The following is a 14,656-nucleotide window of genomic DNA, read 5'->3' on the forward strand; positions in this document are numbered from 1 at the left end:
CTAAGGATAAAATCCCCGAAAACGGCATTTGTACCGTACGGATTTACCAACAAAATATCGGCAAAACCATCATCGCCTATGTACCCATCAAAGACGGACAAGTGGTGGAAACGGGCGATTTTGAGCTTGACGGCGTTACCTTTCCAGCGAGCGAGATTAAAATTGAATTTATTGACCCTGTGGACGACACGGGCGAGATGTTCCCTACGGGTAATTTAAAAGACACTTTGTCCGTGCCTGATGTGGGCGAGTTTACCGTTACGATGATTAACGCAGGCATTCCCACGATATTTTTGAGGGCCTTCGATTTGGGCTTTACAGGCACAGAAAAGCAAGCCGATATTAACACGAATGGCGAAATTCTCGCCAAATTAGAAAAAATCCGTGCCTATGGGGCGGTTAAAATGGGCTTGATTAACGATGTAGCCGAAGCGGTCAGCCGTCAGCATACGCCCAAAATCGCTTGGGTTGCACCGCCTACCGATTATGTCGCATCTAGCGGCAAAACCGTCAAAGCCGATGACATTGACCTACTTGTGCGGGCGATGAGTATGGGGCAACTGCACCACGCAATGATGGGCACGGCAAGTGTGGCGATTGGCACGGCAGGGACGATTGTCGGCACGATTGTCAATGAGGTGGCAGGTGGTCAGGCATTGACGGAAGTGTGTTTTGGACACCCGTCAGGCACGCTTACCGTTGGCGGACAATCTGAATGCGTGAATGGTAAATGGGTCGCTCGTAAGGCGTCTATGAGCCGTTCGGCACGGCGGTTGATGACTGGGCAAGTATGGGTGCCTGAGGATTGTTTTTAACGCCCTGTCCTTTTACGTTATAAAAACCCCTGTATGATGCAGGGGTTTTTATACCTATTTAGAATCCGCGCGCCTTATCGGGTGTTGCGATATAGAAAATTTGAAATGCACTGTTTGCGCCTGTTGTGACTTTCTTACCGTCGATGGTTGCTGTCGCCACAAAGTCAATACCGCCACCAGCATTCTCGCCTGATGCGAAGTTTGGTAGCGTCAGAGAGCGAATGGTGACTTTTTTATCATTGACCGCCACGTCTGGCTTGGTAAGCTTCTGACCACGATCTTTGAAAGTCTTACCTTCTGCCAATGGCGCATTAAAATCATCATAAATAATGTCCAGATCCAACAATGCAGCAGCATCTAGCGCCGCTTTGCCGTTCACGACAGGAATGCCAATCAAAGCCTTGCTGCCGCGATGTACCATGTTGTTATCGATGATTCTACCGTCTTGTAGAGTGTGCGCTTCGGCGGCGATGGATGTAGTGCGATTCATAACCATGATCTTGTAGCCAGCAACCGCCCTATCAGCCTTACCATCAAAAATATCCGCCACCAGCTCAGGCGCATCGCCCTTCGCATTCACAAGCAGGCGCGCTGATGTCTCGCGGATCGGATAGATGACATCGTCAATCTGCATCTCGCGCTCGTTAGCATACTTTGAATGTGTGCTGTCAATGCCGCTGTGAACGATGGTAGCAGGCTTGACGGCCGTGATGTCTGCTGCTTTTACATTATTACAGCCTGTCATCACTAATGCTGCGGTCATGGCTACCGCCAAGCTGGCTAATTTCATAGAGTTCTTCATAAATTCGTCTTTTTGTTGAGTGCTGGTTTTATAACACCCTGTTATGATGCATGGCTAGATTACGTCAAGGGTGTGACGATTTGTTAAGATTATATATTAAATAATAACTATTATCAAACTCAATTGTAAAAGTTCAACCCTTTTTATTGCATTCATCGCAGACAAACGCCACTAATTGTTCTTGCGATTCTGCTCACGGCGAAATTGATTAAAGATAAGATTTTAATTATTATGAAGAATCCCGATGCAGCCAGCTGATTTATTTACCTTCCTAATGGCATTTTAGATTCATGGTTCGCCCAAGATATTTTAAATAATTATATAAAAATCAGTTATTTATAATAAATTTACTTAGTATAATTTTGGTAACATATGAACACAATGCTGGCATTTTTGTGATAACGTGGTAAAATGGTAAATTAGATGAAAAACGTGCCTATCAGTTAGGACAAGCTGTCGCACCCAAACCATATAAAGAATGCTATGACCCAAACCACTCAAAACAAGACCGTAAGCGCCTCGATACTATCTGTGATCCTGCGCTGTTTGGTTGCCATTATTGCCTTATTATTGATTTTGGTGCTCGCCTTTCCGATTGGATTTTATGGCATGGCGATGTATCTTGAGCCGACCCTACCCGACGTCAAGAACATCGATAATAACAAATTTGAAATGCCGCTGCAGATTTATACCGCGGACAATCAGCTCATCGGTCAGTACGGCAACCGCTTTGCCATTCCCGTCACTTATGATCAGATTCCCAAAAAGATGATCGGCGCATTCTTATCAGCGGAAGATTCTAGTTTTTTTGAGCATAGCGGCATCAGCGTCAAAGGCATCGGTCGCGCCATGACCGAGGTCGTAACCAATGACGACACCCAAACTGGCGGCTCAACCATCACCATGCAGGTCGCCAAGAACTACTTTTTGAGCTCTGAGCGTACACTCGATCGTAAGCTTACCGAACTATTCATCGCCCGCAAAATCGAAAACGAGATGACAAAGGATGAAATCTTAACACTATACGTGAATAAGATTTATCTGGGCGAAGGTGCGTACGGCATCTCGGCGGCGGCGCGTCGTTATTTTAGCAAGACACTAGACAAGCTTACCGTCGCTGAGATGGCAATGATCGCAGGCTTGCCAAAGGCCCCTTCTGCCTACAACCCTGTCGTGAATCCTGAACGCGCCCTAACCAGACGTAACTGGATCATTGGGCGCATGCTAAAAGAAGGTCACATCAGCCAAGCTGAGCATGACGAAGCTATTAATGCACCAATCGGGCTTAACATCTACCAAGAAAAACTCGACATGAACATGCCATATTTGGCAGAGATGGCTCGAAGCGCATTGGTTGATAAATACGGCGAGCAAGTCATGGACAGTGGTTGGCGTGTACAATTAACCGTCCATAGTAGAGAGCAGATCGCCGCCGAGAATGCCCTAATATCAGGTCTAAAAAGCTATACTGCTCGTCACGGCTGGCGCGGTGTGGAAGCCGAATCTGGTGATCTTAGTAAGTTCAAGAACTACGACAACATGTATCCTGCTGAAGTTACCAAGGTTAATACCAGTAGCTTTGAAGCAAAATTACAATCAGGCGACACCATCACCATTCCTTGGTCAGGCATGAGCTGGGCGCGTCGCTACTACAGCGAGAACCGCGTGGGTGGCGGGTTTAGTAACGCCCACCAGATAGTAAAAGTTGGCAACATCGTTCGCGTCTCACCACTCAACGAACAAAAAACTGCTTGGCGCATGGTGCAAGTACCTTCCGTTCAAGGCGCATTGGTGTCAGTTCATCCGGATAATGGTGCCATTCGCGCGCTTGTGGGTGGTTTTAACTTTAACCACAGTAAATTCAACCGCGCCACTCAAGGCTATCGCCAGCCGGGCTCCATCATCAAGCCGCTCATCTATGCAGCTGCGCTAGAGTCAGGCAAATACACCCCGAATAGCCTCGTCTCTGATGCCGCGATTCGTGTGGGCGGATGGCAGCCGAAGAACGCTGACGGCAGATACACAGGCGACATGACCGTTCGCCGTGCTCTGGCATTATCGCGTAACACACCATCAATTCGACTGCTGCGCTCAACAGGCATAGACAATGCGCGCCAAACTCTAGATATGTTTGGGCTAGAAAAAGAACGCCTACCTGCAACGCTTGCACTGGCTCTAGGTGCTGCTGATGCCACACCACTACAGATGGCAACAGGCTTTGCCGCCTTGATTAATGGTGGTCACCGCGTTCAGCCTTATTTTATCGAACGTATTTATAACTTTAATAATCAGGCGATTTTCCAAGCCAATCCTGTACAGGCATGCGCACTTTGCTTTAACGAAGATCTGAGCAAATTAAACGAAAATCTTGCCAAATCATACGCTGAGCAAGCAGACACCAAAACTGATGAATCAAAATCAAACGCTGAGCAAGACACTCCAGCGGGCAGCACTCTAAACGCGACCGCACAACACGACCGTCTAAAACCTGCCGCGCCTGCCAGCTATGTCAGCGCCACACAGGCACCGCGTGTCATCAGCCAAAAGACCTCTCATGCGATGGCAGGCATGCTGCGTGAAGTCATCACAAGCGGTACAGCGCGTAAGGCATTGGCACTTGGTCGTTCGGATGTGGGCGGCAAGACAGGTACGACCAACCAAGCCAAAGACGCATGGTTTGCAGGCGTACATCCTACCAGCGCGACCATCGTTTGGGTGGGCTTTGACAACCCTGCTCCGCTGGGTGCCAAAGAATACGGTGGCGTGGCTGCATTGCCGATTTGGGTGAATTTTAGCCGCCATCAGCTGCGTGGCACGCCGGTAAGATGGGTATCTGCCGAAGACCGCTCCAAAGCTGTCAAATCCGAGCAGCAGGTCATCAGCATCACCGATGACAACCAAAACCAAAAACCCGCTGCTAATTAACCCAGCAAAAAAGAGATGAATCACTTCATCTCTTTTTAGTTTTGACATATCAATCTTCTAATATCCATGCATAGCCTGCTTTATAATCAGGGAATGTCAGCCAATCCCTAGGCACATTGGATAAGATGCGCTTACCTGTTGTTGGAGCGTCGATGACGGCTGGTGGAGCAACATCGAGCACTTGACAAATGAACATCATCACATCCAAGCTACTCACAGGCAAAAGATCCGTCACAAGATACATGCTCTTCGGTGCGTCACATATCATGATGCGTGCCAGTACTGCCACCAGATCCACATCCATGATTCGATTGGTGTAATGCGCGCTTGGCACGCCATCAACGTGAGCCTTTTTGGCAAGCTCAATCATGCGCCGCCTTGATTTGCCATAGATGCCGCTTGGGCGCACGATGACTGATTTATCGCCGTAGGCATTCTTTATCATTTGTTCAGCATCATATAATACCTGCGCGGTGGGTAATGCTGGCTTGGCTGGTGAATGCTCATCAATCCACTCTCCCGCGTTCTCGCCATAGACAGACGTGGATGATACGAATAGCACTTGTTGAATACTTGGCAGTCTATCGGCGATATCAGCAACCGCCTGACAAATCTGAAAGTAACTCTCATGATACGCATTTAGCCTATCAGACGCCCCACGATCCGGCGCGACGATAATGGCAATGTGCGTTACCTGATTAACGTCATCAACCACCCGATCAATCCTGCGCGCATCCATCTGTAGATGGTTGACATTACCACACAGATAAGACTTGGCAGTACGCGACATGGTGATGACTGATTCGCCCTGCTTGGCAAGTTGGTTCGCCAGCGCATATCCAATAGCGCCCTGACCGATGATTAGGAATTGATTCGGCATATTCTCATCCTAAAAATAACGGAAAAATTCAAGGCGAGCCGAATGATCGGTCTGGCTATGGTTTTTTTGGGCGGCTGCTTTTAGTCTTAATGCATGATGACGATCAAAGTCATATTGCGCGCCCAAGCTAAGCTCAGGCTGCACATAGCCCGATCTTGCTGCGCTGTCTTTATGATACCAATATGGCACACTCAGCTCGCCCATCACCCTAAGATTATACGCCGCATGATGGATGCACCCTGCTGTTGCGCGTACGCCCACGCGGTAGCCTTGATTGATATGACCAAGCTGCGCGCCACCACCGCCCAGAAGATAGCACACCGTATCCGCCATGTCGCCCGTGCCAGCTGTCCCGCGACCGATCGTCCATGCCTTGCCTTTTTGGGTGTGCGCATCTAGCACCAGATGAGCGCTGCTATTCGCACTAGATGCGTCTGTAGTGCGGTGTAGTCCCAGATATATTTGACTTGCCAGGGCTTTCTTGTTGGTGTTGCCATCAGGATAAGCTTTAGCGGTATTGGCAGGATTAAGACTTGTCATCTCAAAGATGCTAAGCTCATGCAGTTTGATTTTATCATCTTGATAACTTATATCGGTGGATGGCAATGTCAACTGGTGAAATTTGCGCACGCCAGCTGGGTTGTCCAACGCATCTTGGTAGGCTGTGCGCAAACTGATATGATAAGCCATCTCATCATCCCGCAGCCCATCATAAGAGGCTGCTGCACCAATGCGGTGGCTTGGGCTAGCCTTGGTGGGATTGTTATTATTAGGCTGTATATTACCTAAATCAAAATCATCGCCGTTATTGATGATGACTTGTCGCTTGGTGGAATTTGACGCTTGGTAACGCACACGCTCAACCAAACCTTCCTCGCTGAGTAGCTGCGCCACCTTGGCAGGCGTCGTTACCATGCCAAGCTTACTAAACAGCGCCTCATCAGCGCGCACCACATCAACAAGACGCGCGATCTCGGTAGCACAGTTATCATGCGTCAGATAATACGGGCGCTTTAGATCTCTCACCTCCCAGATGTGGCGCATGATTTGATCAACTTCAAGATCGCTTAGATTCAGGCGGTATTCCCACAGATCGCGTTCGTCTTTGACAAGATAATCATGGGCTTTGACTTGATACGGAAGGATCTCCATCACGCCTTGATATTTACCGATGATTGGCTTGATCGCTGCTGCTAATGCACCATCTGAACTGTCACTTGCCACCGTGTAATTCATTGCTGTGGCGTGCACGCCCGCCTCATCATCAGCGCGACCATCGATGCGCATGAAGGCATGAGCAAATGCCGAACCGATGTTATTGCCATGCTCTTCGGCGAACACTAACGATAACGCCATCGCATTAATGTCATCCACCCACGCGTGAAAATCAGCACATTTAACATCTGACACCGACACATTAATGCCAAGCGCATCAAGCTCATCTCCCAGCCAACGCGTGCGCGCAGGGAAGCGGCACATCGCCTCATCATCACCGCGTGCCATGGCGGATAGCATCGCGACGAGTTCATCTTTTGGGCTTGATTTACCGGATTTGGATAAGAAAAATTCATCGTCTGTGATGAGACTGCTGTCTTTTTTTGGGTTTTTTGGTGCATCGGAGAACATGAGCAGTCTACGCCACAGCACATGCTCTGATAACTGCGATACTTGCTCATCACTTAACCCATAAGGCAAGGCGTTTTTATTGACTCCCACCGTCTCGGCGATAGGATTGGCTTTGGCAGACACAGCAGTCGCGCCAAGCGTTGCCACAGCGATGGTTAATAAATGATGAGTAAATCGTTTTGCATTCATGATAATTTTGTTAGAATAAACCAATTTGTTTTAGTATATCATCATCATGAATAATTTCACCATAAAAAACGGCATATTAAGCGGTGCAGAATTTATCAGCTCGCCCAATTTTAATGCACGCCCCATTAAGAACGACCAGCCCGAAGTTAGCGGCATCGTCATTCATAACATCAGCCTACCACCCAGTGAATTTGGCAAGACTGACAAGAATGGCATGCATTTTGTGAAAGCTTTTTTTCAAAATCAGCTAAACCCCGATGATCATGACTATTTTAAGGACATTCACACTCTACAAGTCTCAGCACATCTGTTCATCGAGTGCGATGGTGCGGTGACGCAATTCGTAAACTTCAATGATCGGGCATGGCATGCAGGGCAATCAAGCTACCTTGGACGAGCCAACTGTAATGACTTTACCATCGGCATCGAATTAGAAGGCGATGATTTCTCACCTTTTACCGATATTCAATACGAAGTGCTTGCCAAGATCATCGCAGCGATTCATGTAGCTTACCCTGCTACTTGCAGACACCTCATGGGACACAGTGATATTGCACCCGTTCGTAAGACCGACCCAGGTGAGTTTTTTGAATGGTCACGGCTTAGACAGATGATTGATGAACAGCTAATATCTTCATAAATTTTCCACACTAAGCACTCCCAAATCCTTTATAATACGCATTTTTTACTCTGTGAATCATCATGGCAAAATCTCGTCTGTTCCGCTCCACTTTTATCGTCAGCTCCATGACCATGCTGTCACGCATCCTAGGATTGGTGCGCGACATGGTATTGATGGGCGTATTTGGCGCAGGCGGGTTGATGGATGCGTTCTTGGTAGCGTTTAAGATTCCTAATTTCTTGCGCCGTCTGTTCGCCGAAGGTGCATTCTCTCAGGCCTTTGTTCCCGTCTTATCTGAATACAAAGAAAAACGCACCTTAAATGAAGTACAGATTCTCATCAGCCGAGTCTCTGGCGTCTTAAGCTTGATCTTGTTGGTGCTGACGGTGGCGGTGATTGCACTTGCGCCTTTTGTGGTGCAGATTTTTGCCCCTGGCTTTATGAATGACCCCACCAAGTTTGATGCGGCGACTGACTTATTGCGCTTAACCTTTCCTTATCTGCTGTTCATCTCCATGACGGCGTTTTTTGGTAGCATCTTACAAAGCTACGGACGATTCGCCGCGCCTGCTTTTGCGCCCGTGTTATTAAATTTGAGCATGATTGCAGGGGCATTATTATTCGCACCGATGTTTGACAAGCCCATCATGGCACTAGGTTATGCGGTCGCCATCAGTGGCATCTTGCAGCTTGCGATTCAACTGCCAGAACTCTATCGCCAAAAACTACTGCCCGCGCCTAAAGTTGATTTTAAGCATGAAGGTGTCAGACGCATCTTAAAGCTCATGCTGCCTGCCATCTTTGGTGTGTCCGTCACTCAGATTAACCTGCTACTAAACACCGTATTCGCCTCGCTGATGATTGGCGGTTCGGTCTCTTGGCTGTATGCCGCTGAGCGACTGAGCGAGCTACCTCTTGGATTGATTGGTGTGGCGATTGGCACCGTGATTCTGCCAAGCCTCTCATCAAGCCGTGCCAAGGCGGATGACGCCACCTTCAAAAAAACCCTCGACTGGGCAGCGCGTCTCATCATCCTAGTCGGACTGCCTGCATCCGTGGCGATGTTCATGCTGTCTGACGTACTGATGAACGCGCTGTTCGTACGCGGTGAATTTAGCCAGCACGACGCTTTGATGAGTGGCATCGCCCTAAAAAGCATGGCGGGCGGCATCCTAGGATTCATGCTCATCAAGATCTTCGCGCCTGCTTTCTTTGCCGGTCAAGACACCAAAACTCCGGTCAAGATCGGTATCGTTGCGGTCTTTGCCAACATGATCTTTAGCGTGATATTCATCGGGCTATTTTATCTGTTCAAATTGCCCTTACATGGCGGTCTTGCACTTGCCACGACGGCGGCAAGCTTCGTGAACGCTGGGCTGCTGTATTACTTTTTGCATAAGCGCGGCATCTGGCGCTTTGGTAGTCATTGGCGCAAGATGGGTGTACAGTTTGGCATATCGAGCCTTGCCATGGCGATCACCCTATATCTGATCCTACCCTATTACCCAGCCGACGGCGCACAATGGCTGCGAGTTGTGGTATTGCTTGGCATCTGCGCACTTGGCGCAGCAGTCTATGGCGCAGTACTGCTCGGTACAGGCTTTCGCCCAAGACAGCTAAAGCATGGATAGATATTGATTGATTTTTGTACAAAATGCCTAAATTGTTTACAACTTCGTTACATACTTTGGCGGATAACTTGTTATAATCAAAGCCATACCCGAATTTAAAAGGCATTTTTAAATTTAATAAAACCCAACAACAAGGATACTATTATGAGTCTAACCAAACCTATCAGTCAGCCTACTGCCAAAGACTTTGACCCAACCATCAATCTAGAAAAGGTGCGCGCTGAATGCCAAGAACTTGCCAAATCTCGCGCCAAAATCTCAGCAGGTGTGGCGATCATTCCCGTGCCTTTCTTGGATGTGGCGATTGACGTGGGTATGCTATCAAAGCTACTACCAGAGATCACCAAAAAATTCGGCCTAGAAGAACCAACCGATCCGCACAGCACCGCCAGTGAAGCAGCGCGCAGACAGACCATCCAAGATCGCATCCTAGCCATCGGTGTACTGGTGGCGACTCGCGGCGTGGTTAATAAGACCATCCAAGGCTTCGGCGGTCGCATCATCGGTAAACAAGTCGCCAAATATGTACCACTTGGCGGTCAAATGGTAGCAGCCACTATCGGCTACATGATTTTCAAAAAAATCGCCTTCGATCACATCGAACAATGCTATCAAGTAGCCAAAGAAGCTCAATTAAAAGCTCAATAAACTTAATTGACACACCAAACAAAAGACCGTCATCCATACGGTCTTTTTATATATCATGCAACCCCTTCAAACCAAAATCACCATAAAATCTTCTGATTTTTAGAATGATTTTCGGTTATATTGTAATGAATGACAACCCTTATCATCTGCATGCGTCTTTTGCGGATTTTAATGGTAGTTTTTCGATTTTGGCATAATAAAATATGATGTTTTATTTGAGAAAATCAGCCAAACAGGCTAAAATATACGCCACTAATTTGCAAGTGCATGATTCTTGCCCACCTACTAGCCATTTTTAGCCAAGGTAATCCCATGACTTTTGTTGTAACCGATAACTGCGTCCTATGCAAATACACAGACTGCGTGGAAGTCTGCCCTGTTGACTGCTTCTACGAAGGTCCAAATTTTCTAGTCATCAATCCTGATGAGTGCATCGACTGCGCACTTTGTGAGCCAGAATGCCCTGCCAACGCTATTTTCTCAGAAGATGAGATTCCCGCTGGTCAAGAAGAATACCTCGCCATTAACGAGGAGCTGTCTCAAGTATGGGCGAACATTACCGAGAAAAAAGACCCGCTGCCAGAACATGAAAAATGGGACGGCGTGGCAGGTAAGATTCAATACCTAGAACGCTAATCCTGATCGTATTCACAATCAAGCTCGCCTCGGCGGGCTTTTTTGTTGGCTTTTAAGGTTCATAATCATGAATAAAAATCAGTTTAAGATGAAAATATTGATATTTATTCATCAAGACTTTTGAGTATAATATGCCATCTTTTTAGATTTATCAGATATCATGACGCACACTCAGCATACCTCAAACCTAGCCCACGCCATTAACCACACGCCCATGAGTGCCTACCAATGGCTCATCGTTGCCTTAGCCGTGATTCTAAATATGTTGGACGGCTTTGATGTGCTGGCGATTGCCTTTACCGCCAAAAGTATTCAGAGCGAGCTTGGGCTGACAGGGGCAGAGATTGGCACGCTCATGAGTGCAGGCTTTATCGGCATGGCGATTGGATCTATGGGGCTGGCTCCTTTGGCGGATAAATTTGGCAGACGTCCGCTACTTATCATCGCAACCGCCCTATCGGCGGTGGGCATGCTGATGACTTATTTTTCGCACACAACCGAATCCATTGCCTTTTGGCGAGTGATAACAGGGCTTGGCGTGGGCGGTATTTTGCCATGCACCAACGTCATCGTGAGCGAATACGCCAACCAAAAATGGCGCGGGCTTGCCATTGCCATTTATGCGTGTGGCTTTGGGGTGGGTGCAATGCTTGGCGGATTGTCGGCCGTCATGCTCCAAGATGAGTTCGGCTTTCGCTCAGTGTTTATGACAGGGGCGGTTTTGACGGGGTTGGCACTTATTGCACTCATCGCCCTATTGCCCGAATCGGTGGATTTTTTAAACCAAAAACAACCTGCCAACGCCCTTACCAAACTCACCAAAATCGCCCACAAAATCAGCAAACAAGGCAACTGGCAACTGCCCGCCCAAACCCAATCTGCCAAGCCCAAAGCCCCCATTAGCCAGCTTTTTGCCAAAGGTCAATTAAAAACCACACTGCTCATTTGGGCAGCGTTCATTGCCGTGATGTCGTCCTTTTATTTTATCAGTTCGTGGACACCTGCCCTACTAGAATCATCAGGGCTTGCTAAAGAACAAAGCCAAAAGGTCGGCATGGCAATCAGCATTGGCGGTACGATAGGCTCGCTCATCTTTGGCTTTTTGGTGAGTAAATTTGCCCCAAAATCCACGCTCATGGCATTTGTCGTGCTGTCGTCCCTTGCCATTATCGGCTTTGTGTTTAGCCCCACTTTGACGCTCGCCCTTGTCTTTGCCATTTTGGTCGGTAGCCTTGTCAATGGCTGTATCACGGGGCTATATACCATTAATCCCACGCTGTACGCCCCTGAATTTAGAAGTACAGGGGTCGGCACAGCAATCGGTGTGGGGCGGATTGGCTCTATCGTCTCGCCCATTTTGGCAGGTAAGCTCTTGGACATGGGCATTGGTAAAGATGATTTGTATCTGGGGGCGAGTGGGTTTATTTTGCTTGCGGTGGTGGCGTTGTATTTTTTAAAGCCGAATGAGCGTTGATTTTTTAAAAGATTTTTGGGGTAATGGCAATGTTTTCGACATTGCTGATAACCCTAAACCAATACCAAGCAATTTTACAAAATATTTTACATTACAATTCCACTTTAATAACTTTTAACCAATTTTTTAACCAACCCAAAGAGAGTAAGCCATGAGCCAACTTTTCCCAACTGCAAAACCCCGCAATGTCGCCCCTTATCGTAATGATGTGGTCGGCTCATTTTTGCGTACCGACACGCTAATGAATGCCAAAGCCAAGCTAAATGCTGGCGAGATAAGCCAAGATGAGTACGATGTTATCTTAAAAGATGAAATTGGCAAACTGGTCGCCAAACAAAAAGAAAACGGGCTGCACGCCGTAACGGACGGTGAGTTTAGCCGTGTGTGGTGGCATTTGGACTTTATGGCAGAATTAGACGGCGTGGAGTGGGTAGAAACCGAGAATTTTTCGGTGCAATTTAAAGACGCCAAACCAAAAAGTTATAGCGTCAAAATCGTGGATAAGATTGATTTTTCGGATTCACACCCCTTTGTCAAAGCCTACCAAATCCTAAAAGACGCTGCAGGCGACACCCCAACCAAATTCACCATTCCGTCTCCGTCCATGCTACACCTTGTGGCGTGCGTGCGTGATGTGAACTATAAGCCGATTGAGCTGTATCAAGACGAGAGCCGTCTGTATAACGACATTGCGGACGCTTACATCAAAGCCATGCACAAGTTTTATGACATGGGTCTGCGTAATTTGCAATTGGACGACACAAGCTGGGGGCAATTTTGTGCGTTGGACAAAAAGGCAGAATTTGCCGAGCGTGGTATTGATTTTGACAAATTGGCGGTGGATTATGTCGCCATGCTAAACCGCATTGTGGACGCCAAACCTGCCGACATGCAAATCACCATGCACATCTGCCGTGGTAACTTCCGCTCAACGTGGTTCTCCGAAGGCGGTTATGCTCCGATTGCCGAAGTGCTGTTTGGCACCTGCCGAGTGGACGGCTTTTTCTTGGAATATGACAGCGAGCGAGCAGGCGACTTTGCCCCACTTGTCCACATCAAAGACCAACAAGTCGTGCTAGGCTTAGTAACTTCAAAAACAGGCGACCTTGAAAACAAAGACGACATCATCGCCCGTATCCGTGAGGCCACGCAATACGTGGACATCAACCAACTGTGCCTGTCACCACAATGCGGATTTGCGTCCACAGAAGAAGGCAATATCCTAACCGAAGAAGCTCAGTGGGCGAAAGTGAAGATGATTAGACAGATTGCTGATGAAGTTTGGGGTGAATAATTTCCCTAAAAACAACTGTTTTAAATAACAAACAGAAAGCGAAACTGACTAATTTGGCGGTTTCGCTTTTTTATAGTCAAACAAATTTTGAAATAAGACAAGAAAAACGAGCGAAGTTGTACAAGTAGTACTACGAGCGAGTTTGACGCAGTATTGTTTCAAAGTTGGCAGACTATATTTAAGTTTATTGGCAAAACAAAACCATCATACCCTACCCCCAAGGGCTAATAGCAGGATTATCATGCGTTGATTACAATGGCGATACCATTCACCGCCCAAGGATAATTTATGTCCACTTCCATCAACTGGCAATCTGATGATGAATTAGTTCATAAAAATCAGCGTCGTGCTTACGACGACATGCGAGCACGCTGTCCCATCGCCCATGATGATAAGCTCGGTTATAGCCTGTTTTCCCATGCCGATGTCATGCACATTCTAAACAACCCTACGACATTTTCCAATCATGTCTCAGACCGTCATATCGCTGTGCCAAACGGCATGGACGCACCTGTTCATACGGCGTTTCGTGCGATTAATGATAAATATTTTACCGCTGACCGCATGGCGAGATTTCGCCCCATCGCCAAAGAGCTGATTGACAACTTAGTAAGCCAACTGCCCAAGGGTCAGCCCATTGACATCATGGCAGAGTTTGCCAAAACTTATGCCGTCAAGCTACAAAATACCTTTATGGGCTGGGGCGATGAGACCGAAGCACCACTGAACGCATGGATTGAGAAAAACCGCAAAGCCACACTGAGCCAAAATCGGGATGAGATTGCCAGTGTCGCCTTAGAATTTGACGGTTATATCAAGGCGATTTTGGATGACAAACGGACAAAACGCCCTGATGATGTGACCTTTGAATTGATGAACGACGTGGTCATGCTGCCACAAGGCAAGCGAGTGATGAGCGATGAAGAGCTTATCTCACTCATTCGTAACTGGACGGTGGGCGAGCTGTCCACCATGTCGTCAGCGGTCGGGATTATTTTTGAATTTTTTATTCATCATCCCGATATCTTGATTCATCTAAAAGCCAATCCCCAAGACATTGATAATGCCGTCTTAGAAATCCTGCGTTTACATGACCCGCTCATCACCAACAGAC

At 47.5% G+C, this 14,656-nt stretch carries 12 protein-coding genes; 9 read left to right on the forward strand and 3 right to left on the reverse strand.

All coding sequences use genetic code 11. The annotated features are described in order from the left end of the window. The coding region (locus GY683_RS01395) for a PrpF domain-containing protein (RefSeq protein ID WP_297287051.1) at positions 1-815 on the forward strand (815 nt) is incomplete at its 5' end. Positions 816-873: 58 nt separating this feature from the next. On the opposite strand, the gene GY683_RS01400 is transcribed toward GY683_RS01395, so the two are convergent. After that, the gene (locus tag GY683_RS01400; protein WP_297287052.1) at positions 874-1,605 is read right to left on the reverse strand and encodes a hypothetical protein; all 732 of its coding nucleotides are present in this window, start codon (positions 1,603-1,605) and stop codon (positions 874-876) included. Between the two features lie 495 nt (positions 1,606-2,100). On the opposite strand from GY683_RS01400, the gene GY683_RS01405 reads away from it, so the two are divergent. Then, positions 2,101-4,542, forward strand: coding sequence for a penicillin-binding protein 1A (locus GY683_RS01405; RefSeq protein ID WP_297287053.1), 2,442 nt, complete (start codon positions 2,101-2,103; stop codon positions 4,540-4,542). A 49-nt stretch (positions 4,543-4,591) separates the two neighbouring features. On the opposite strand, the gene GY683_RS01410 is transcribed toward GY683_RS01405, so the two are convergent. Continuing rightward, a complete protein-coding gene (locus GY683_RS01410) occupies positions 4,592-5,422 on the reverse strand; it encodes an NAD-dependent epimerase/dehydratase family protein (RefSeq protein ID WP_297287054.1) in 831 nt (276 codons plus the stop codon). Positions 5,423-5,431: 9 nt separating this feature from the next. Further along, complete coding sequence (locus tag GY683_RS01415; RefSeq protein ID WP_297287055.1) at positions 5,432-7,237, reverse strand: DUF4105 domain-containing protein; 1,806 nt, start codon at positions 7,235-7,237, stop codon at positions 5,432-5,434. 43 nt (positions 7,238-7,280) lie between these two features. Between GY683_RS01415 and ampD the strand changes: the two genes are divergently transcribed. From ampD to GY683_RS01450, 7 genes are all read left to right on the forward strand, one after another. Continuing rightward, on the forward strand, positions 7,281-7,877 hold the full coding sequence (gene ampD, locus GY683_RS01420; protein WP_297287062.1) for a 1,6-anhydro-N-acetylmuramyl-L-alanine amidase AmpD: 597 nt from the start codon (positions 7,281-7,283) through the stop codon (positions 7,875-7,877). Positions 7,878-7,939: 62 nt separating this feature from the next. Further along, positions 7,940-9,490: a murein biosynthesis integral membrane protein MurJ gene (gene murJ / locus GY683_RS01425; RefSeq protein ID WP_297287056.1), complete on the forward strand. Its 1,551-nt coding sequence runs from the start codon at positions 7,940-7,942 to the stop codon at positions 9,488-9,490. Between the two features lie 144 nt (positions 9,491-9,634). Then, entirely contained in the window at positions 9,635-10,138 is a 504-nt protein-coding gene (locus tag GY683_RS01430; protein WP_297287057.1) for a hypothetical protein, read from the forward strand. A 312-nt stretch (positions 10,139-10,450) separates the two neighbouring features. Continuing rightward, positions 10,451-10,774 (forward strand): ferredoxin FdxA, encoded by a 324-nt coding sequence (gene fdxA / locus GY683_RS01435; RefSeq protein WP_297287058.1) that lies wholly within the window; start codon positions 10,451-10,453, stop codon positions 10,772-10,774. A gap of 160 nt (positions 10,775-10,934) precedes the next feature. Further along, the gene (locus tag GY683_RS01440) at positions 10,935-12,248 is read left to right on the forward strand and encodes an MFS transporter (protein WP_297287059.1); all 1,314 of its coding nucleotides are present in this window, start codon (positions 10,935-10,937) and stop codon (positions 12,246-12,248) included. Positions 12,249-12,399: 151 nt separating this feature from the next. Then, positions 12,400-13,542: a 5-methyltetrahydropteroyltriglutamate--homocysteine S-methyltransferase gene (locus tag GY683_RS01445; protein ID WP_297287060.1), complete on the forward strand. Its 1,143-nt coding sequence runs from the start codon at positions 12,400-12,402 to the stop codon at positions 13,540-13,542. Between the two features lie 288 nt (positions 13,543-13,830). After that, positions 13,831-14,656: hypothetical protein (locus tag GY683_RS01450; protein ID WP_297287061.1), on the forward strand; the 826-nt coding region annotated here is incomplete at its 3' end.

Origin of the sequence: Moraxella sp., assembly GCF_024227015.1 — a bacterium.
GTDB lineage: Bacteria > Pseudomonadota > Gammaproteobacteria > Pseudomonadales > Moraxellaceae > Moraxella.

Bases quoted from the DNA above. Each gene is read 5' to 3' on its own strand.
- GY683_RS01415 (WP_297287055.1), bottom strand. From the start codon at position 7,237: ATGAATGCAAAACGATTTACTCATCATTTATTAACCATCGCTGTGGCA.
- GY683_RS01445 (WP_297287060.1), top strand. From the start codon at position 12,400: ATGAGCCAACTTTTCCCAACTGCAAAACCCCGCAATGTCGCCCCTTAT.
- GY683_RS01430 (WP_297287057.1), top strand. From the start codon at position 9,635: ATGAGTCTAACCAAACCTATCAGTCAGCCTACTGCCAAAGACTTTGAC.
- GY683_RS01410 (WP_297287054.1), bottom strand. From the start codon at position 5,422: ATGCCGAATCAATTCCTAATCATCGGTCAGGGCGCTATTGGATATGCG.
- GY683_RS01400 (WP_297287052.1), bottom strand. From the start codon at position 1,605: ATGAAATTAGCCAGCTTGGCGGTAGCCATGACCGCAGCATTAGTGATG.
- GY683_RS01405 (WP_297287053.1), top strand. From the start codon at position 2,101: ATGACCCAAACCACTCAAAACAAGACCGTAAGCGCCTCGATACTATCT.
- murJ (WP_297287056.1), top strand. From the start codon at position 7,940: ATGGCAAAATCTCGTCTGTTCCGCTCCACTTTTATCGTCAGCTCCATG.
- fdxA (WP_297287058.1), top strand. From the start codon at position 10,451: ATGACTTTTGTTGTAACCGATAACTGCGTCCTATGCAAATACACAGAC.
- GY683_RS01440 (WP_297287059.1), top strand. From the start codon at position 10,935: ATGACGCACACTCAGCATACCTCAAACCTAGCCCACGCCATTAACCAC.